General features: G+C 70.7%; 13 protein-coding genes and 5 tRNA genes. 9 read left to right on the forward strand and 9 right to left on the reverse strand.

Annotated features, from left to right (window positions below; genetic code table 11):
• Nucleotides 1-187: 187 nt before the first annotated feature.
• Nucleotides 188-1,462 (reverse strand): DUF3631 domain-containing protein, encoded by a 1,275-nt coding sequence (locus tag ACGF3H_RS10735; RefSeq protein WP_365979611.1) that lies wholly within the window; start codon nt 1,460-1,462, stop codon nt 188-190.
• 287 nt (nt 1,463-1,749) lie between these two features.
• The gene (locus ACGF3H_RS10740; RefSeq protein WP_360063471.1) at nt 1,750-1,989 is read right to left on the reverse strand and encodes a hypothetical protein; all 240 of its coding nucleotides are present in this window, start codon (nt 1,987-1,989) and stop codon (nt 1,750-1,752) included.
• A gap of 96 nt (nt 1,990-2,085) precedes the next feature.
• Here ACGF3H_RS10740 and ACGF3H_RS10745 point away from each other — a divergent pair, with 96 nt between their 5' ends.
• Entirely contained in the window at nt 2,086-2,772 is a 687-nt protein-coding gene (locus ACGF3H_RS10745) for a helix-turn-helix transcriptional regulator (RefSeq protein ID WP_365979610.1), read from the forward strand.
• Nucleotides 2,769-4,406 (forward strand): site-specific integrase, encoded by a 1,638-nt coding sequence (gene xerC, locus ACGF3H_RS10750; RefSeq protein ID WP_365979609.1) that lies wholly within the window; start codon nt 2,769-2,771, stop codon nt 4,404-4,406. The genes ACGF3H_RS10745 and xerC overlap by 4 nt, the downstream gene beginning before the upstream one ends.
• A gap of 34 nt (nt 4,407-4,440) precedes the next feature.
• Here xerC and ACGF3H_RS10755 read toward each other — a convergent pair.
• The 6 genes from ACGF3H_RS10755 to ACGF3H_RS10780 form a co-directional block, all read right to left on the reverse strand.
• Nucleotides 4,441-4,513, reverse strand: a tRNA-Lys gene (locus tag ACGF3H_RS10755).
• Between the two features lie 106 nt (nt 4,514-4,619).
• Complete coding sequence (locus tag ACGF3H_RS10760; protein ID WP_362485911.1) at nt 4,620-6,155, reverse strand: amino acid permease; 1,536 nt, start codon at nt 6,153-6,155, stop codon at nt 4,620-4,622.
• 57 nt (nt 6,156-6,212) lie between these two features.
• Entirely contained in the window at nt 6,213-8,333 is a 2,121-nt protein-coding gene (locus tag ACGF3H_RS10765) for a VCBS repeat-containing protein (RefSeq protein ID WP_362485913.1), read from the reverse strand.
• Nucleotides 8,334-8,533: 200 nt separating this feature from the next.
• On the reverse strand, nt 8,534-10,720 hold the full coding sequence (locus tag ACGF3H_RS10770; RefSeq protein WP_362485915.1) for a DEAD/DEAH box helicase: 2,187 nt from the start codon (nt 10,718-10,720) through the stop codon (nt 8,534-8,536).
• Between the two features lie 291 nt (nt 10,721-11,011).
• Entirely contained in the window at nt 11,012-11,563 is a 552-nt protein-coding gene (locus tag ACGF3H_RS10775) for a hypothetical protein (RefSeq protein ID WP_362485917.1), read from the reverse strand.
• Between the two features lie 109 nt (nt 11,564-11,672).
• The gene (locus ACGF3H_RS10780) at nt 11,673-12,023 is read right to left on the reverse strand and encodes a metallopeptidase family protein (RefSeq protein WP_362485919.1); all 351 of its coding nucleotides are present in this window, start codon (nt 12,021-12,023) and stop codon (nt 11,673-11,675) included.
• Nucleotides 12,024-12,120: 97 nt separating this feature from the next.
• On the opposite strand from ACGF3H_RS10780, the gene ACGF3H_RS10785 reads away from it, so the two are divergent.
• The 7 genes from ACGF3H_RS10785 to ACGF3H_RS10815 all read left to right on the forward strand — a co-directional run bounded on the left by ACGF3H_RS10785 (nt 12,121) and on the right by ACGF3H_RS10815 (nt 18,969).
• The gene (locus tag ACGF3H_RS10785) at nt 12,121-13,737 is read left to right on the forward strand and encodes a metallophosphoesterase (RefSeq protein ID WP_362485921.1); all 1,617 of its coding nucleotides are present in this window, start codon (nt 12,121-12,123) and stop codon (nt 13,735-13,737) included.
• Nucleotides 13,738-13,817: 80 nt separating this feature from the next.
• A tRNA-Glu gene (locus tag ACGF3H_RS10790) sits at nt 13,818-13,890 on the forward strand.
• 34 nt (nt 13,891-13,924) lie between these two features.
• Nucleotides 13,925-13,999: transfer RNA gene (locus ACGF3H_RS10795), tRNA-Asp, on the forward strand.
• Between the two features lie 24 nt (nt 14,000-14,023).
• A tRNA-Phe gene (locus ACGF3H_RS10800) sits at nt 14,024-14,097 on the forward strand.
• Between the two features lie 131 nt (nt 14,098-14,228).
• On the forward strand, nt 14,229-18,197 hold the full coding sequence (gene hrpA, locus ACGF3H_RS10805; protein ID WP_362485923.1) for an ATP-dependent RNA helicase HrpA: 3,969 nt from the start codon (nt 14,229-14,231) through the stop codon (nt 18,195-18,197).
• A 107-nt stretch (nt 18,198-18,304) separates the two neighbouring features.
• A tRNA-Asp gene (locus ACGF3H_RS10810) sits at nt 18,305-18,379 on the forward strand.
• 368 nt (nt 18,380-18,747) lie between these two features.
• Complete coding sequence (locus tag ACGF3H_RS10815; protein ID WP_362485924.1) at nt 18,748-18,969, forward strand: DUF6274 family protein; 222 nt, start codon at nt 18,748-18,750, stop codon at nt 18,967-18,969.
• Between the two features lie 471 nt (nt 18,970-19,440).
• Here the strand turns inward: ACGF3H_RS10815 and bldC are convergent, their stop codons facing one another.
• Entirely contained in the window at nt 19,441-19,647 is a 207-nt protein-coding gene (gene bldC / locus ACGF3H_RS10820) for a developmental transcriptional regulator BldC (protein WP_003949541.1), read from the reverse strand.
• Nucleotides 19,648-19,849: the final 202 nt, after the last annotated feature.

The raw sequence follows: 19,849 nt of genomic DNA on the forward strand, positions 1-19,849 counted from the left end.
GACCTGCGGTGATACGGCGGGGACGCGCGGGACGGCACAAGACGGATCCGGGCGGCGTCCTGACGGCAGCCAGCGATCACCATGATCGAGTTGCCGTATTGGCCCCGGTTGCCGTCTTGCCTGTATGCCGTATGACCTGCGAGATCACGGCAGGGACGGCAGGTACGGGGACCCGGGGGTGTGGGGTTCAGTCTGCGGCGGGGGCGGCCGGTGCGGCGTTCACTGAGTGAACGGTGGGGCAGTAGCGCCGCCAGGCGTCGAGGAACTTGTTGCGCATGTAGCCCTTGCGCTGGGTTCCGTCGGCGAGGCGGACGTTGCCGGGCCTGATGCCGAACTCCCGGAGCATCGCTGCCAGGTCCTTGGCGTTCAGCCCGTTGCGTCCCCACTCCGCCCAGGGGCTCTCGGCATCCTGGCGAAGCTGGTGGAGTAGTTCGTCCGTGGTGAGGCTGTCGGGCTCGCGCTGGGCCGCGAACACCCTGCGGATGTCGGCGAGGATGCGGGCTCCGCCGGGCCGGTCCTCCTCTGCCTCGACTTCGGCGGCGACCATCCGTGCACACGCCTGGCGGGCGCGCCGGGGCCAGGATCCGGCGGCCAGGTCGGCGATGATGACCAACGGCTCCCAGGTGTCCGCGGCCCGGTCCTCCACCGGCATGTCCGGTTCCAGGTCCGCCGCCTCGTCCAGCAGCGGCCTCGCCCATGCAGCGATCCGGTCGCGCAGGTCGTGCAGGGCGGGGATGTCGCGCCGGGAGCGGAAGGGCTTGACGCGCTCACCCTCCGCCCGGCGGCGCATACGGATCACCACAGCCCGATCCATGATCGTGTCGGGCAGGTCACCGATCCCCGCGAGCGCCGCCATGGCGAAGGTGGCGAACCGGTGCGGGGTGTGGTCGTTGCCGACCACCCGCGTGACGAAGCGGTTGCGCTGGTGGCCGGCGTTCAGCAGACCGCGCATCTCCTCGTTCTTCTCCGCCATCTTCGGCGTACCGAAGATGGTGTCCGCCTCGTCCACCAGGCGCGTGGGCGGCTCCTCGGTGATCGACCGGAACACCGCAGCCGGGGTGGTGTTGATGGTGAGCATCGGCTCGTGGACCGTCTCGGTCAGCACGTCCAGCAGCCGCGACTTGCCGCACCGCTTCGCCGGCCCCACCACCGCCAGACGCGGCGCGTGCTGCCAAGCGGGCTGCAGATGCGTCGCCGCCACCCACAGCGTCACCGCGTCCAGCGCCTCCGGCGAGGGCAGGATCACGAATTTCGCTATCTGCGCACGCAGTTCGTCCAGCAGCGCCGACCCGGCGGTCGGCTCCGGATCCGGAGCCGGAGCCGGAGCCGGCACCAGAGTCCCGGCCGCCTCGACCGGCGCGGTGGGCTGGGTGTCGCCCTGGTCAGGCTTGCCCGGCACCGCGACCGGCGGCCAAGCGGCAGGTACAGGGGCGGAATAGGGCGCGGGGTTGTCAGGTTGCACTGGGCGGCTCCTCTTCTGCGGCGCCGGGCATGCAGGCCCGACGGCGCGGATCGTTCGTTGGATGCGGGCGACGGGGATTCCCGAGCCTCTGGCGTTGCCGCGCCGGAGGCTCGCCGTGTCCCGAGTCGGAACACGCGCTCTGTCCCGACTCGGGACACGTGCTCTGTCCCTTCTCGGGACACGCGGTCTGCTCCCCGAGGGAACACGGACAGTAGGTCCACCCCCGGCAACAGTCCAGCGTTTCTGTGTCAGCTCAGCGCAGAACCGCCTGCTACACTCCCCCGCCTTCACGCCGCCAGCCCGAGCAGCTCCCACAGATCTGCGGTCACCACCCGGTAGGCGTTGCCCAGCCGCAACACCTTGCACGGGTAGGCGCCCCGCTTCGCCAACTCATACCCCTTGCTCCGGCCGAGCCCCAGCGCCCGATTGCTCGTGTCCAGGTCAACCGCCACGGGAAGGGCGAGTACCTCTTCCCGGCTCATCCCCTTCACACCCTTCGAGTCTGCGGCCGTCGCGTCGTCGCGCATACAGCGCACTCCTTTCCATGCGGCCCTCGGCGAACGCGGTCATCACATCCGTCTCCAGGCGTCTACAAACCAGGATGACGAAGCTACTGTGTCTTCATGACACAACATGGCTCCCATGATGGAAGCGACGAGGACGACGTCCCCGAGTGGGCGGACCGGATCAAGGCCAACGTGGCCGGCGAAGTCCGGCGCAGAAGGAAGGAGATGGGATGGAGCGCACAGGACCTGGCGGACCGGTGCGAGGAACTCGGGCACCCCATCCCGCGCAACGTGATCGCCAACATGGAGTCCGGCCGCCGGGCCAACCTCCCCCTCGTGGACGTCATGGCCCTGGCCGCCGCCCTGGAGACGTACCCGGTCTGCCTGATCTTCCCTGTCGGCTACGTCGAACAGACCCAGGAACTCCCCTTCCAGCACCTCGTGCCCACCTGGGACGCCCTGCGCCGCTTCACCGGCGAGGAGGACGTGCCCGGCCACGACGCGGGCCTGGTCCCCGACTTCGAGCTTCACGCCAGCCTCGTCCGCACCGCTCTCGCCGCGATCGAAGAGGAAGAACGGGCGCGGTTCGCGGCCAAGACAGCCACCAGCCGCGCCGAGAAGGAAGAGGCCGAGCGCCAGCGGGGCAAGTACGCCGACCAGGCCATCTCCGCCAAGTACAGACTCCGTCACCTCCGCCGCGACCTCCGCGAGGAGGGAGCCACCCCACCCGACCTGCCACCCGCGCTGGGTGACGTCGACCCGCCCGAGCCCGATACCGAAACCACCCCGGAGGAACGCCTTTGAAGGGCTCCACCTACCGCCGCTGCTCCTGCCGTAACCCGAAGACCGGCAAGGAACTCGGCTCCGCCTGCCCCAAGCGCAAGAGCCGCAAGCACGGTTACTACTCCATACGCCAGGAGCTGCCACCCCGCGAGGACGGCACCCGCCGCTCCTTCAGCCGCGCCGGCTATGAGTCCCTGAAGGACGCTCAGGCAGACCTGGACCACGTCCGCTCCCTGCTCGCCCTGGCGGACAAGGACGACCCCGACAGCCTCCAGCGCCTCGTCACCATGCTGGAGGAGGTCGCAGCCGAGAAGGCCCCACTGCCGGCCATCGAGGAGACCCGACGCCGCCTCAGGGCGGGCCTTGCCCTCCGTGGCAGCCTCACCGTCGGCGAGTGGCTGGACCAGTGGTTCGCTGCGAAGAAGCGCCGCAAGACCACGCTCAACGGCTACGCCTCCCACATCCGCGTCCACCTGAAGCCGCGCATCGGCCATGTACGCCTCGACCGACTCAACGTCGGCCATCTCGTCGAGATGTTCGACGCGATCGCCGACGAGAACGAGGTGATCGCGGCCGAGAACGAGGCCCGCCGCGAGCAGATCGCCCGCTGTAAGCCGAGCAAGCCCGGCCGCCCCGTGGGTGCCGAGCGGAGGCTCCTCGCGGTCGAGCGGGCCAAGCTGGCGGAGATGAAGCCTTTCCGGAAGGTCACTGGCCCAGCCACCCGGCAGGCGATCCGCCGCACCCTGCGCGCGGCCCTGAACTCCGCGATCGCCCAGCAGCTCATCACCTTCAACCCGGCCTCCCACGTCGAACTTGAGTCCGGCCGGCGCCCTAAGCCGCTCCTCTGGACCGATGAACGGGTACGGCGCTGGCGGGAGACGGGTGAAATCCCTGGCCCGGTCATGGTGTGGACCCCGCAGCAGTTCGGCGTCTTCCTCGATGCCGCCGAGAGCGACCGTCTGTACGCGGCTTTCCACCTGATGGGCACCCGCGGCCTCCGCCGCGGCGAGGCGGTCGGCCAGGACTGGCACGAGGTCGATCTCGGCGCCGGCCTCATCACCCCCGCCAAGGAAATCGTGGTCGACGGCTGGGACCCCTACGAGTCCGAGCCGAAAACTGACGGCAGCGCCAACACCATCGCGCTCGACAGCATGAACATCGCCGTGCTGCGCGAACACAAGGCCCGTCAGGACAAAGAACGCGCGGCCTGGGGCAGCGCCTGGCAGGACACGGGCAAGGTCTTCACCAAGGAGGACGGCTCCTGGCTCCACCCGGAGACGGTCTCGGAGACCTTCCGCCGCATCCTCGCCACGACCGACCTGCCGCCCATCACCCTGCGGGACCTGCGTCACGTGGCCGCGACGCTCACGCACGGAGGAGGCGGCGACATCCACACGGTGAAGGAGACGCTCCGGCACTCCACCATCACGCTGACCTCGGACACCTACACGAGCCTGCTCCCCGAGCTGGACCGTGAGATCGCCGAGAAGGCGGCGAAGCTGATCCCCCGGTCTCGTCCGGCAGCTGCCGAACCGTCCGCCTCGGTCCCGGCCGATCCGCAGGACACAGGCGCATCCGCTCACGCATCGCTCACGCAAGAGCCGGAAAACGAAGCAGCGCCCGAGTCGACCGAGGCCGATCCGAGCGCTGCGTAGCAGGTCAGAGGGGGTATCCCCTCCCCCGCACCCGTAGGCCCTGTGGGACTCGAACCCACAACCAATGGATTAAAAGTCCACTGCTCTGCCAATTGAGCTAAGGGCCCGTGGCGTGTTGCGTGATGTTGCCACACCGAGCATAGCCCGACGCGACCGGGACGCCGATCGGGTATCGGCGACTCGGCCGCGTCGGCGGGCGCCGGGAGGAGGCCGCTACGGGTCCACCGGCTCGGGCGTGTTCGCGCGGGCCGCCGCCCGTGCGCGGGTGCGTTCGTGGTCGGGGTCGAGGAACCAGTGCCGGGCCGAGGCCAGCCACCAGGTCGCCGCGAAACCGAGGACGGCCAGGACGGCGATCGGCGCGTAGTTGAAGGTCTCCCAGGTGACCGGGGACACCTGCGGCAGCATGAACAGCACCGTGATGACGCCGACCCACGTCACCGCGACCACCCCCACCGCCCGCGACCAGCGGCCCAGGTGCCACGGGCCGCGCTCGAAGGCGTCGCCCTTGCGCAGGCGCAGGAAGGTCGGCACCACGTACGCGATGTAGAGGCCGATGACGGCGATCGACGTCACCGCCGCGTACGCCGTCACGTTGATGAGGTACGGCAGTCCGAGGGCCAGGGCGCCCAGCGCGGCCAGCCACACCGCGGCGACCGGAGTACGGGTGCGCGGGCTGACGGTGTGCCAGACGTGGGACCAGGGAAGCGCGCCGTCGCGGGAGAAGGCGTAGATCATGCGGCTGTTGGCCGTCACCGACGCCATTCCGCAGAACAACTGCGCCCCGATGACGACGAGCAGCAGCAGCTTGCCCGCGGTCGCGCCGAGCGCGTCGAGCAGGATCTGGGCGGGCGGGGCGCCGGTCGGGGAGGCGAGGGCGCCCTCGTAGGACTGGATGGCGAAGGTGAAGCCGAGCAGGAGGACGAAGCCGGCGATCCAGGACGTCCAGATGGAGCGGACGATGCCCTTCGGGCCGGCGGTGGAGGCGTCGCGGGTCTCCTCCGTCATGTGGGCGGAGGCGTCGTACCCGGTGAAGGTGTACTGGGCCATCAGCAGGCCGATCAGGACGACGTAGACGCCACTGCCCCAGCCCGTGTTGTTGACGAACTCGCCGAAGACGAAGGACGCCGGCCGGTGGTGGTCGGGGGCGAAGGCCAGGGCGCCGACGATGACCGCCACGCCGAGGACGTGCCACCAGACGCTGACGCTGTTCAGCAGGCCGACGATGCGGACGCCGAAGGTGTTCAGCAGGCCGTGGAGGACCAGGATCGCGGCGAAGAGGAGGATCGTGCGGCCCGGCGTGACCTCGAAGTCGAACTGGAGGTTCAGATAGGCGCCGAGGAAGGACGCCGCGCCGAAGTCGATGCCGGCGGTCACCGCGACCTGGCCCAGCACGTTGAACCAGCCCGTGAACCAGGCCCAGGCCGCCGCCGTCCGGGGCGGCGCGAGGCGGTGCGCCCAGAAGTACAGGCCCGCCGACGTCGGGTACGCCGAGCAGATCTCGGCCATCGCCAGGCCGACGAAGAGCGTCATCAGGCCGACGGCGACCCAGCCCCAGGTGATCACGGCGGGGCCGCCCGTGTTCATGCCGAACAGATAGAGGGTCAGGCAGCCCGAGAGGACCGAGATGATGGTGAAGGAGACCGCGTAGTTGGAGAACGCCGACATGCGGCGGGCCAGGACCTGGGTGTAGCCGAGCTGGGCCAGCCGTTCCTCGTCCGACAGCCCACTCGCCTTGGCGTCATCTGTCATGCCCCCAGCAATTCCCATACCGGGGGCGTGACATGCGTCACACAGGGGTCGGGGTGGCTAGAACAAACCTTTGTAGCCCTGCCAGCCGGTCCCGATCCGCACGCGGGCGCCGAAGGATCCCCTGCCGTCGCCGTCGTTGCGGAACAGATTGCCCGCGGTGTCCCGCTCGACCAGGTCGGGCCTGCCGTCCCCGGTGATGTCCCCGACGCCCACGACGGCGTCGTAACCGACGGCCCACTTGGTGAAGACCTGCACGCGGGAGGTGAACGTGCCGTCTCCCCGGCCGTCGTACCGCCACAGCGTCCCGGCGCCGTCGCGGGCCAGCAGGTCGCCGAAGCCGTCCCCCGTCAGGTCGCCGGCGCCGACGACGTGCGTGTAGCCGGTCCAGCCGGAGGCGATCCTCACCCCCGGCGCGAGCCCGCCCTTGCCGTCGGCGGCGAACAGGTACACGTCTTTGGTCGACGACTTGCGGGCGATCAGCTCGCTGCGTCCGTCACCGGTGACGTCGCCGACGGCGGTGAGGACGTCGTACGCGTCCCAGCCCGTGCCGAGCGAGGTGTGGCTGCCCGACGGTGTGTACGAGCCGCCGCAGCTGCCCCGGTAGCGGCGCAGCTCACCGCCGGGCATGCGGGCCAGCAGCTCGGCACACCGGTCCGTGTCCATGTCGCCGAAGGGCACCACAAGGGTGCCGGCGGGCCAGCCCGAGCCGGACGTCCGGCCGGTGAAGGTGCCCTTGCCGTCGGTTCGGTGCAGCGTGAGGGCGCCCGAGGAGTCGAGCGTGACCAGCTCGCCGTAGCTGTACCCGGTCAGGTCGTGGTGTCCCTGCCGGCCGCCGGTGTACCCGAGCCGCCCGCTCGTGGACCAGGTGCCGCCGCCCTCGTCGGCGGTGGCGGTCAGCGTCCAGGTCTTGAGGCCGTTGTACGGGTAGTCGCCCGAGTCCGTCCTCAGGTCCCAGTCGACGTCGACGGCGACTCCGCTGCCCCTGAGGGTGCGTTCGGTGCGGCCCGACGCGTCCTTGACGGTGAAGGTCCAGGACGCGGGCCTGTTCAGCTGCCAGTAGCTGCCCCAGGAACCGACCCCGACGCGTTCCGTGGGGTCCACGACGTCGCCGGCCACGTCGGACTCGATGCTCGTCAGGGGCTGAGCCGGCACACCGCTCTGCACGATCCGCACCGACCCGTCCGGCCCGACGTACGCGATGTCCCCGCCGAACTTGTCGACGGACCAGGTCAGCCGCCGCTGGTCGGCGGTCGTGCCGGCCGGGAGGTCGGCGACGGGGCGCGGGGCCGCGGCCGTGCCGGTGTGGAAGTCCGTCAGCATCAGCCTGCCCGCGGTCCGGTCGTGCCGGACCAGGAAGCCGTCGCCGACGAGCACCGGCCCGGAGGGGACCGCCGTCGTCCTGCCCGAGGTGCGGTCGTACACACCGGCCGCGCCCGCGGGCCCGCAGTTCCAGTAGACCCAACGGCCCACGACCTGGAGCTCCTTGACGGTGCACGGCGCACCGGTGGAGACCGTCGCGACGAACTTCTTCCCCTCCAGGTCGTACGCCCGTACCGTGCCGTTGCCCGTGCCGGGCACCCACAGGTGCGGTCCCCACACCGAGGCGGCGCTGCTCGGGCGGGTCAGGCGCACGTCGTCCCACCGGTAGGGGTGCACGGCGTCGATGTACTGCTTGCCGGTGGACGCCGCGTCGTAGAGGTAGTAGCGGCCGGTGGCGTCCACGAAGCGCCCGCCGGTGACCGACGGTTCCTCGTTGCCGCTGAGCGAGTTCTCGGTCAGGTGGATCTCCGCGGTCTGCCCGCCCGATCCCCCGTTCATGAAGTAGCCCGTCCACGTGTTGCCGAACGAGCGCATCGGTACGCAGCTCCCGGCGTCGCACGGCACCCGTTCGGCGTGGCTGCCCCCGGCGTACACGTCGGCGTACCCCCGGCTGGTCTTGTCCAGCACGGTCGAACCGTCCGCCGATATCCGGCGTCCGATCACCCACTGGTAGCCGCTCGGGGTGTTCTCCACGGTGGTCAGGAAGCCACCCGCGTAGTCGATGCCCCGTACGCCGTCCGTCTGGATCGGCGTGGGCGACGGGTCGGCCGCGCCGGCCGGGACGGCGGTGGTCAGGGAGCCGGTGCCGAGGGCGGCCAGGCAGGTCAGAGTGAGCAGGATCCGGGCACGCCGGGTCAAGGGTCCCTCCCCAGGGATGCGGGAAACGGCACGCGGTGGCGGCGATTCCGAGTCCCCCTCGGCCGCCCTGCACATGCCAAGCCTGGGGATGCTAGCAACACGGCACACGGTGGGGGTAGCGGAAAAGGCGGGGGCAGGACGCGGAAGGGCCCGCACGACAGGAGTCGTGCGGGCCCTTCCGGTGCGTCGGTCAGCCGGCGTCAGCCGTTGCGCTTCCAGCGCGGCTTGTCGTCGCGACGGCCGAAGGAGGAACCACGGTGGTCGTCACGGCGGCCGTACGGACGGTCGTGACCGCCGCTGCGGAAGCCGGGGCGGTCGCCCTGGCGGTCGCGGTTGTACGGTCGGTCGCTGCCGGAGCGGTCGCCCTGACGGTCGCGGTTGAACGGACGGTCGCTGCCACGGTGGCCGGGGCGGTCGTCGCGGCGGAAGCCACCGCGGTCGTCACGGCGCTCGAACGAACGGCCGCCGCGGTCGTCGCGACGGTCGTCGCGGCGGAACCCGCCTCGGTCGTCGCGACGCTCGAACGAACGGCCACCGCGGTCGTCGCGCCGGTCGTCACGCCGGAAGCCACCACGGTCACCGCGGTCGCCCCGGTCGTCACGGCGGTCGTCGCGGCGGAAGCCGCCACGGTCACCGCGGTCGTCGCGACGCTCGAACGAACGGCCACCGCGGTCGTCGCGACGGTCGTCACGCCGGAAGCCACCGCGGTCGCCGCGGTCGCCCCGGTCGTCACGGCGGTCGTCGCGGCGGAAGCCGCCACGGTCACCGCGGTCGTCGCGACGCTCGAAGGAACGGCCGCCGCGGTCGTCCCGGCGGTCGAAGGAACGGTCCCGGCCGCTCCCGGGCCGCTCGGTCTTCTCCACCTCGCGCGGGCCCGACTGCGCCGGCAGCGAGACCTCGGCCTCGGCGGCTGCAGTGGCGGTGGCCACCTCGGCCAGCACCGTCTCCGGGTCCTCGCCCCGCTCCCGCGCGACCCTGGCGACCAGGCGGTCCGCCTCCTCGCGCAGCTCCGTGGCCCGCCGCTGAGCCCGCTCCAGCTCCTTGGTGAGCTGGGCGACCTCACGCTCGGCCTGCTGCGCGGCGTTGCCCGCGGACTCGGCCTGGACCTCCGTCATCGACCGGGCACCGGTGATCTCGGCGACCTCCGGCTCGAAGGCCGCGCCGCCCTGGATGATGTGGCGCGTGGCGTCGACGCCCGCGTCCTCCATCAGGCGGAAGATCTGGCGGCGCTGGTGCGGCAGGGACAGGGAGACGACCGTGCCGGTGCGGCCGGCGCGGGCCGTGCGGCCGGCGCGGTGCAGGTAGTCCTTGTGGTCGCCGGCCGGGTCCACGTTCAGCACCAGGTCGATGCCGTCGACGTGGATGCCGCGCGCGGCAACGTCGGTGGCGACCAGGACGTTGACGTAACCGTCCTTGAAGTCCGCCAGCGTGCGGGTGCGCGCGCCCTGGGTCATGCCGCCGTGTAGCGCGTCCGCTTTGGCACCGGCGTCGCGCAGCTGCTCGGCGACGCGGTCGGCACCCAGCTGGGTGCGCACGAAGATGATGGTGCGGCCCTTGCGGGAGGCGATGGCCGCGGTGACCGGGGCCTTGTCCTTGGGCTTCACAACCAGGATGTGGTGCGACATGGTCGTCACCGCGCCCTGCGCCGCGTCGACCTCGTGGCTGACCGGGTCCTTCAGGTACCGGTCGACGAGGGTCTTGATCTCGTTCTCCATGGTCGCGGAGAACAGCATCCGCTGGCCGCCCGGCGGAACCTGGTCGAGCAGCTCGGTGACCTCGGGCATGAAGCCCAGGTCGGACATCTGGTCGGCCTCGTCGAGAACGGCGATCTGCACGTTCTCCAGGGAGCAGGCGCCGCGGTTGATGATGTCGCGCAGGCGGCCGGGCGTGGCGACCAGGATGTCGACGCCCTTCTCCAGGGCGTAGATCTGGTTGCCCATCGAGGTGCCGCCGCAGACGACCTTCATGCGCAGGCCCACGACGTCGCCGTAGGGCTGGAGCGCGTCGGCGACCTGCATGGCCAGCTCGCGGGTCGGCGTCAGGATGACGGCGCGCGGCTTGTGCTTCTCGGTGCGGCCGCCGGCCAGCGTGGCCAGGGTCGGCAGACCGAAGGAGAGGGTCTTGCCGGAACCGGTGCGGCCCCGGCCGAGGATGTCCTTGCCCTCCAGCGCGTCCGGGATGGTCGCGGCCTGGATGGGGAAGGGGGTGGTCACGCCGTTCTGGGCGAGCTTGCGCACGATGCCCTCGGGGAGACCGAGGTCGGCGAAGGTGATCTCGGGGGCGCCGGCGGACTCGGAGGCCTCGACGGCCTCGGGAGTCTCCTGGCCCTCGGACACGCCCTCGGCGTTCTCGGGCACGACGACGTGATCAGTACTGATGATGGACATGCGAATGCGAAACCTTCCGGAGTCTCTCAGTCGGCACGCGCCCGTCAACTCCGTGAATCGCGATTCGCAATACGACCGCCTCGATGCGGTCCACCACGGCAAGGGAGAGTACGCGCCACACGGCGCGCTCTGCGGTGGCGCCGGGCAAATGGGATCAAACGATCTACCACCATACGCACTCACCACCCCTGAAGGCAAACCGGGTAGCACATGCCCAGCTCAGCCGGTCCTCCGCCCCGCCCCGGGACGGCGCTCGGACACCGTCACCCGGCCTGCGCCCCGTCGTCCCGGCTACACGGGCACCCCGGCCTCCGGTGCCGGTTCCCGCTGCGCCAGCTGCGTCCCCGGCGGCTCGTGCGCCGACGAGGACGGCTCCGGGGTCGGCTCCGGGGTCGGGGAGGCGGGCGGCTCCGGGGGCGGCGTCGGCTCCGGGTCCACCGTCCGCGGCGGCTCCGGGTCGGCCGTCCGCGGGGGCGTCGGCTCGGCCGGTCCGCCCTTCGGCGGGACGGAACCGGTCGGCTGCGCGGAGGGCGAGCCCGAGGGGGCCGTGTCCCCGCCCTCGCCGTCCTCGCCCCGGCCCTTGTCCTTCCCCTCGCCCCGGCCGTCCTCGCCCTTCTTCCCCTTGCCGTGTCCACGCCCCTCGCCGGCCGCCGCCGGACCGTACCCGGCCGCGCCGCCGGACACCGCGGGCCCGCCGTCCGGCCCCTCGCCACCTCGCTCCCCGGCCGAGTGCGACGGCCTGGCGTCCCCGCCGGACTCGTCGCCGACGCTCATGCAGCCGGCGGCAGCGGCGACGGCCACCACCGTGGCGGCCAGACGGACGGGTACGTACAAGGGGCGCACGGGCGGCCACCTCCGGGAGTCAGGAGTCGACGTGCCCAACTCCCGTCACCCGTAAGAGGACACGCGCGACACGCGCCCCGCGCCGAGGGACCGGCTCCGCCCGGCCCCCTCAGCCGTACCCGAGGGCGTGCAGGCGGGCGTCGTCGATCCCGAAGTGATGCGCGATCTCGTGCACCACCGTCACCTCGGTCTCCGCGACCACGTCCTCACGGGTCGCGCAGAACCGCAGCGTCGGCCCCCGGTAGACGGTGATCCGGTCCGGCAGCACACCGGCGTACCACTCCCCGCGCTCGGTCAGCGGCGTCCCCTCGTACAGTCCGAGCAGCTCGGGATCGTCCGCCGGCGGTTCGTCCTCCACGAACACCGCGACGTTGTCCATCAGCCGCGTCAGCTCGGGCGGGATCCGGTCCAGCGCCTCGGCGACCAGTTCCTCGAACTCCTCGCGCGTCATCTCCAGCACAGACCCATTGTCGGGTACGACACATCGAGTGCGGCAGTGCCACCACCCACCGTCCACCACTCGCATATCCGCCCCGGGCCACGGGCATACGGCACCAATGGCCCGCCTCCCCGCCGCAGTCCTGCACGTCCTGGCCGAGGTGATGAACCGCATCCGCAGCGCCCCGCGCGCCCTCACCCGCCGCCGCCGCGCCCGCCCGGCGCCCGCGACGGCGGAGCTCACCCCCCGCTCCCGCCCCTGGACCCGCGCCCTCGGCCTGGTCGCCGTCGTCCTGCTCGGGGCCTGGCTCGGCCTGCTGATCGTGGGCAACGTGCGCGTCCCGGTCGGCCCCATGAACACGACGATGACCCTGCGGCCCTCCCTGACCGGCGGCACGAAGATCAACGTCTCGCCGCTGGGCGCCCTCCAGCTCGACAGCCACATCGCCCCCGTCCGCCTCGACGTCAACGTCGACCAGCTCGACCCGGACCGCGCCCAGGCACTCGTCGACCACCCCGAACGCCTCTCCGGCCTCCAGGACGAGGTCGCGCAGGACGTCGAGCACGGCACGCTCGACCTGGCCGCCCGCTCGTGTGTCGCGGTGGTCACCGGCGCCACCGCCCTCGGCCTCGCCGTCTACCGCCGCCCGCGCCGTGCCCTGGCGGCCGGCGGACTCGCCCTCACCCTCCTGGTCGCCTCCGGCGGCACCGCGTACGCGACGTGGAACCCCGATTCGGTCCTGGAACCGAAGTTCTCCGGCCTGCTCTCCTCCGCGCCGTCCCTGGTCGGCAACGCGCGCAGCATCGTCACCGAGTTCGACGTCTACCAGAAGGAACTGGCCCGCCTGGTGACGAACGTGACCAAGCTCTACGACGTCACGTCCACGCTCCCCGCCTACCAGCCGGACCCGACGACGATCCGCGTCCTGCACGTGTCGGACATCCACCTGAACCCGGCGAGCTGGAAGATCATCGCCTCGCTGGTGCAGCAGTACAGGGTGAACGTGATCGTCGACTCGGGCGACACGATGGACCACGGCACGGCGGCGGAGAACGGCTTCCTGGACCCCATCGAGGACCTCGGTGCCCCCTACGTCTGGGTCCGCGGCAACCACGACTCCCGCGTCACCCAGGACTACCTGAAGGGCCTCGAGAACGTGCACGTCCTGGACGACGGCCGGGCCCGCACGATCGCCGGCCTGCGCTTCGCCGGCATCGGCGACCCGCAGTACACCCCGGACCGCTCCGCGAAGCCCGGCGCCGAGGCCTCCCAGGAACTGGCCGGCGCCCGCCTGGCCTCCGCCCTGCGCGACCAGACCCGGGCCGGCACCCCCGTGGACGTCGCCGTCGCCCACGAGCCGTCGGCGGCCCGCGAAGTCGACGGCACCGTCCCGCTCGTGCTGGCGGGCCACGTCCACCACGAGGACATGGAGGTCATGAAGTACGGCACCCGGCTCCGCGTCGAGGGATCCACCGGCGGCAGCGGGCTACGCGCCGTCGAGGGCAAGCACCCCGACCCGGTCCAGGCGTCGATCCTCTACTTCGACCGGGACAGCCGGCGTCTCCAGGCCTGGGACGAGATCGAGCTGGGCGGCCTGGGCCTGACGACGGCCGAGGTCAGCCGCCATCTGCCGAAGGAGAACCAGCCCGGCGCGACGCCGTCCCCGGCCGGCACGGGTCCGTCACCGACCGGCGCCACCGGCACCCCGAGCAGCCCGGCCGCCCGCACTCCGTAAACCGTTTTGGCGATACCTCCCGCCATCCCATATGCTTCTCACGTCCCCGACGCGCTGAGAAGCGCGCAGGCGGGCCGATAGCCCTCATCGTCTAGCGGCCTAGGACGCCGCCCTTTCAAGGCGGTAGCACGGGTTCGAATCCCGTTGGGGGCACGCAGTACATGTGCGACACTGTCGTACGAAGCTTGGTCCTGTGGAGCAGTTTGGAGTGCTCGCCACCCTGTCAAGGTGGAGGCCGCGGGTTCAAATCCCGTCAGGACCGCTGAGGTTTCACGTGAAACCTCTCGGCTGGGTAGCTCAGTTGGTACGAGCGATCGCCTGAAAAGCGATAGGTCGCCGGTTCGACCCCGGCCCCAGCCACAGTAAGGCCCCGATCTTCGGATCGGGGCCTTGTTGTGTGCCGTCCACCGGTCTCGCCGCTCCGCGCCTCGCCGACCCCGGGGCAAAAGCGCTCGCCAGGAATTTCGCGGGGATGCGATCCTGGAACCCGTATGTCTACGCACCCCGCCCCCGCCCTCGGCGCCCTCGCTCCCCGTCTGACCGAGCTGTCCCTGCGTGACGCGCATCGGCTCGGCCGGAGGCTCGAGGGCGCGCGGAAGATCCGTAAACCGGAGGCCCGTGCCGCCGTTCTCGCCGAGATCGAGGCGGAGGTGGCCAAGGCCGAACAGCGCATCGGCGAGCGCCGGGCCCGTGTGCCCGCCGTGAGCTACCCGGAGCAGCTTCCGGTCAGCCAGAAGAAGGACGTGATCGCGGAGGCCATCCGTGATCACCAGGTCGTCATCGTCGCCGGTGAGACCGGCTCCGGAAAGACCACGCAGATCCCGAAGATCTGTGTCGAGCTCGGCCGGGGCGTCCGCGGCATGATCGGGCACACGCAGCCCCGCCGGATCGCCGCGCGCACCGTCGCCGAGCGGGTGGCGGACGAGCTGGACACGCCCCTCGGCGAGGCCGTCGGCTGGAAGGTCAGGTTCACCGACCAGGTGAATCCGGACGCCACGTTCATCAAGCTGATGACGGACGGCATCCTGCTCGCCGAGATCCAGACCGACCGCGAGCTGCGCGCCTACGACACGATCATCATCGACGAGGCCCACGAGCGGTCCCTCAACATCGACTTCCTGCTGGGGTACCTCGCCCAGCTGCTGCCGAAGCGGCCGGACCTGAAGGTCGTCATCACCTCGGCGACGATCGACCCCGAGCGCTTCTCCCGGCACTTCGGTGACGCGCCGATCATCGAGGTCAGCGGCCGTACGTACCCGGTGGAGGTGCGGTACCGCCCGCTCCTCGAGGAGGACGGCGACGACGCCGACCGGGACCAGATCACCGCGATCACCGACGCCGTCGAGGAGCTGATGGGCGAGGGGAAGGGCGACATCCTCGTCTTCCTCTCCGGCGAGCGGGAGATCCGGGACACGGCCGACGCGCTGGAGAAGAAGAAGTACCGGTTCACGGAAGTGCTGCCGCTCTACGCCCGGCTGTCGCACGCCGAGCAGCACCGGGTGTTCCAGCAGCACACCGGGCGCAGGATCGTCCTGGCCACGAACGTCGCCGAGACCTCGCTGACGGTGCCGGGCATCAAGTACGTCATCGACCCCGGCTTCGCCCGCATCTCCCGCTACAGCCACCGCACCAAGGTGCAGCGGCTGCCCATCGAGCCGATCTCGCAGGCCAGCGCCAACCAGCGCAAGGGCCGCTGCGGCCGTACCTCCGACGGCATCTGCATCCGGTTGTACTCCGAGGACGACTTCGACGCGCGCCCGGAGTTCACGGACGCGGAGATCCTCCGGACGAACCTCGCCTCCGTCATCCTGCAGATGACCGCGGCCGGCCTCGGCGACATCGAGAAGTTCCCGTTCATCGACCCGCCGGACCACCGCAACATCCGCGACGGCGTGCAGCTCCTCCAGGAACTGGGCGCGCTCGACCCGGCGCAGAAGGACGTACGCAAGCGGCTGACCGACACCGGCCGCAAGCTGGCGCAGCTGCCCGTCGACCCGCGCCTGGCCCGGATGGTGCTGGAGGCCGACAAGAACGGCTGTGTCCGCGAGGTCATGGTCATAGCGGCGGCCCTGTCCATCCAGGACCCGAGGGAGCGGCCCTCCGAGAAGCAGGCGCAGGCCGACCAGCAGCACGCCCGCTTCAAGGACGAGACCAGCGACTTCCTCGCGTTCCTCAATCTCTGGCGGTACGTGCGCGAGCAGCAGAAGGAGCGCGGCTCGTCGTCCTTCCGCCGGATGTGCAAGCAGGAGTACCTCAACTTCCTGCGGATCCGCGAGTGGCAGGACATCTACACCCAGCTGCGCACGGTCGCCAAGCAGATGGGCATCCACCTCAACGACCAGGACGCCCCCGAGGACCGCGTCCACGTCTCGCTGCTGGCGGGACTGCTCTCCCACGTCGGCATGAAGGACGTGAAGGAGACCGGAGGGGAGGGCGGCAGGAGCACGGCGAAGAACGAGTACCTGGGCGCCCGCAACGCCAAGTTCGCGATCTTCCCCGGCTCGGCACTGTTCAAGAAGCCGCCGCGGTTCGTGATGTCCGCGGAGCTGGTGGAGACCTCCCGGCTGTGGGCCCGCGTCAACGCGAAGATCGAGCCCGAGTGGGTGGAGCCGCTCGCCGGGCACCTCCTCAAGCGCACCTACAGCGAGCCGCACTGGGAGAAGGACCAGGCGGCGGTCATGGCGTACGAGAAGGTGACGCTGTACGGCGTGCCGATCGTGGCGCAGCGCAAGGTGAACTACGGCCGGATCGACCCGGAGGTCAGCCGTGAGCTGTTCATCCGCAACGCCCTGGTGGAGGGCGACTGGCGCACGCACCACAAGTTCTTCGCGGACAACCGCAAGCTGCTGACCGAGGTCGAGGAGCTGGAGCACCGTGCGCGGCGCCGGGACATCCTGGTCGACGACGAGACGCTGTTCGACTTCTACGACCAGCGGGTGCCCGAACACGTCGTCTCCGGTGCGCACTTCGACTCGTGGTGGAAGCACAAGCGGCACGAGCAGCCCGACTTCCTCGACTTCGAGCGCGAGATGCTCATCAACGAGAAGGCGGGGGCGGTCACCAAGGACGACTATCCGGACTCCTGGCGTCAGGGGCCGCTGAAGTTCCGTGTGACCTACCAGTTCGAGCCGGGGGCGGACGCGGACGGCGTGACCGTGCACATTCCGCTCCAGGTGCTCAACCAGGTCACGGACGAGGGCTTCGACTGGCAGATCCCGGGTCTGAGGGAACAGGTCGTCACGGAGCTGATCCGGTCCCTGCCCAAGCCGATCCGCCGCAACTACGTGCCGGCGCCGAACTACGCGCAGGCCTTCCTGGAGCGGGCCGTGCCCCTGCAGGAGCCGCTGACGGTGACCATGGCGCGGGAGCTGAAGCGCATGGTGGGAGTGCCGTTCGACGCGGAGGACTTCGACTGGGGCAAGGTCCCCGACCATTTGAAGATCACGTTCCGGATCGTCGACGAGCGGCGCCGCAAGCTGGCCGAGGACAAGGACCTGGAGTCCCTGCAGCTCCGGCTGAAGCCTAAGGCCCGCAAGGCGCTGTCGCAGGCCGCTGCGGCGACGGCCGAGCGCAGCGGCGGCGAGTCGCTGGAGCGCGCGGGCCTGACGGACTGGACGATCGGCACGCTGTCCCGGGTCTTCGAGACGCGCCGGGCCGGTCAGCCGGTGAAGGCCTACCCGGCGCTGGTCGACGACGGGGACACGGTGTCCGTGCGCCTCTTCGACACCGAGGCCGAGCAGGCACAGGCGATGTGGAAGGGCACGCGCCGGCTGATCCTGCGCAACATCCCGGTCAACCCGGCGAAGTTCGCGTCCGAGAAGCTGACCAACCAGCAGAAGCTGGGCCTGTCCGCGAACCCGCACGGTTCGATCCAGGCCCTGTTCGACGACTGCGCGACGGCGGCGGCGGACCGGCTGATCGCGGACTTCGGCGGGCCGGCGTGGGACGAGGAGTCGTACCGGAAGCTCTACGACAAGGTCCGCGCGGAGATCGTCGACACGACCGTCCGCACGGTGGGGCAGGTGCAGCAGGTGCTGGCCGCCTGGCAGGCCTGTGAGCGCCGGCTGAAGGGCGTGCGGAGCCCCGCGCTGCTGCCGAACCTCCAGGACGTGCGGACGCAGCTGGACGGTCTGGTGAAGCCCGGCTTCGTGACGGAGGCCGGCATCGGGCGGCTGCCCGACCTGATGCGCTATCTGGTCGCCGCGGACCGGCGCCTGCAGCAGATGCCGACCAACGTCCAGCGGGACACGACCCGCATGGAGAAGGTCCACGAGATGCGGGACGAGTACGCGTGGCTGCTGGAGCAGATGCCCCGGGGGCGGCCGGTCCCGCGGCAGGTCCTGGACGTCCGCTGGATGATCGAGGAACTCCGGGTCAGCTACTTCGCCCACGCGCTGGGGACGGCGTACCCGATCTCCGACAAGCGGATCGTGAAGGCGATCGACGCGCTGGCGCCGTGACGACGATGTGGTGACGAGGTCTGCACGGAGGGTGAGTTCGACCCTGGGCCCACCCTCCTGTAGAGTCTCTTCTCGCAGCGCAACGCAGCAAAAGCGCCGCAAAACCTGGTCCTGTGGAGCAGTTTGGAGTGCTCGCCACCCTGTCAAGGTGGAGGCCGCGGGTTCAAATCCCGTCAGGACCGCAACAAGAGAAGGCCCGCGCCCACCGGTGCGGGCCTTCCGCGTACCGGCCCACACCCTCAACCCACCGACACCCGGTCGACGCGGAGGCCGCGCCCGCGGCGCAGCCGCAGTCGGCACAGCAAAGCCCGTCAGGACCGCAGCAGAGAAGGCCCGCACCGATCGGTGCGGGCCTTCCGCGTGTCGTCCCACGCCGTCGAGGCGGCGGTCGCCCCCGCGGCGCAGCCGCCCTTCCGCGTGCCGTCCGCAGGTCTGGGGCTCCCGGGCGCCCGGAAGCGCTCAGCGCCTCTCTCGCGGCCTTGACGGCGTCGCATTCGCTCGGTACTCCAAAGGCAGGGCGCGTTCTCCGTGCGGTCCCTGGAGGTGGCGTATGGCGGCATCGGTCAGGCACGAGACGCGGGCGCTGCTCCGCGCGCACCTGTCGGCCGCGTCGTCGTACCGCCACCTGACGAGCCACTGCCCGATCTGCCACCGGCTGCTGCGCCTGGCGTGGGACTCCGCCGCCCCGCCGGCCCAGGCACCGCCCCCGCCGCCATCGTCACCGACAGGCCGTCAAGACGCCGTCGAGGAGGACGGCGCCACCACCACGTGACGCACCTCCGGCCCCAACGCCCGTGCCACGCCGGGCCGATGGAACCGACGGCTCCTCTAGCGCACATATGCCAGAGCCAACAAGCGCCAGCATGTGTGACGGGTGTCACCGCATGAGTTTTTGAAACGGTGGCACTTACGCCCCTCCTACAACTCCTCGATTTGATATGTGCCATTGCACTCTCCCGCAGGGCGCTTCCACACCTTCCCCCAGGCCCGCTCACAGTCGACCCGACAGCCTCCCCCAGACTCCGACAAGGCCGCTCCCGGCGGACCGCCGGCGGGCACAAAAAAATCGCGCTGGACCCGGCGGAGTCCAGCGCGATCCACGACGTACCCGGCCGGTCGTCCGACATGGTCGAACGGTCTGGGCGTGGGGCCTGTTGGGGCAGGACCCGCGTCGGTTGGAGCTGTGGTTGCAGGCGCTTCGGCAGGTTGGGGGACCTGCCGTTCTGCCCGGTTATGCGGTTGTTCAGGCCTCGCTGCGCTGCTGCGGAATGCCCGCGAGCAGAGCGCGGACCTCGGCCTCGCGGTAGCGGCGATGCCCGCCGAGCGTGCGGATCGACGTGAGCTTGCCGGCCTTCGCCCAGCGCGTGACCGTCTTCGGGTCGACGCGGAACATGGTGGCGACCTCAGCCGGGGTCAGCAGCGGCTCGGCATCAGGGGTGCGAGCGGTCATGAGCGGCCTCCTCGGGAGAACCGAACCTTCTCGGTTCTTTCCTCTAAATTCTGCACCTTGACCCGCGTTGCCCGAAATGGCGGACGCGAGTCGAGTCGGTTATAGGACGAACGGCTTGTCCTCGGCACTACAACTACACCATCTGTCCAGCCGCGTCGGCCAAACCGATGGAATTGCCCTCCCAGGTGTTCATCAGCGACGG

This window comes from Streptomyces sp. NPDC048185 (genome assembly GCF_043202495.1).
Taxonomy (GTDB): Bacteria; Actinomycetota; Actinomycetes; order Streptomycetales; family Streptomycetaceae; genus Streptomyces.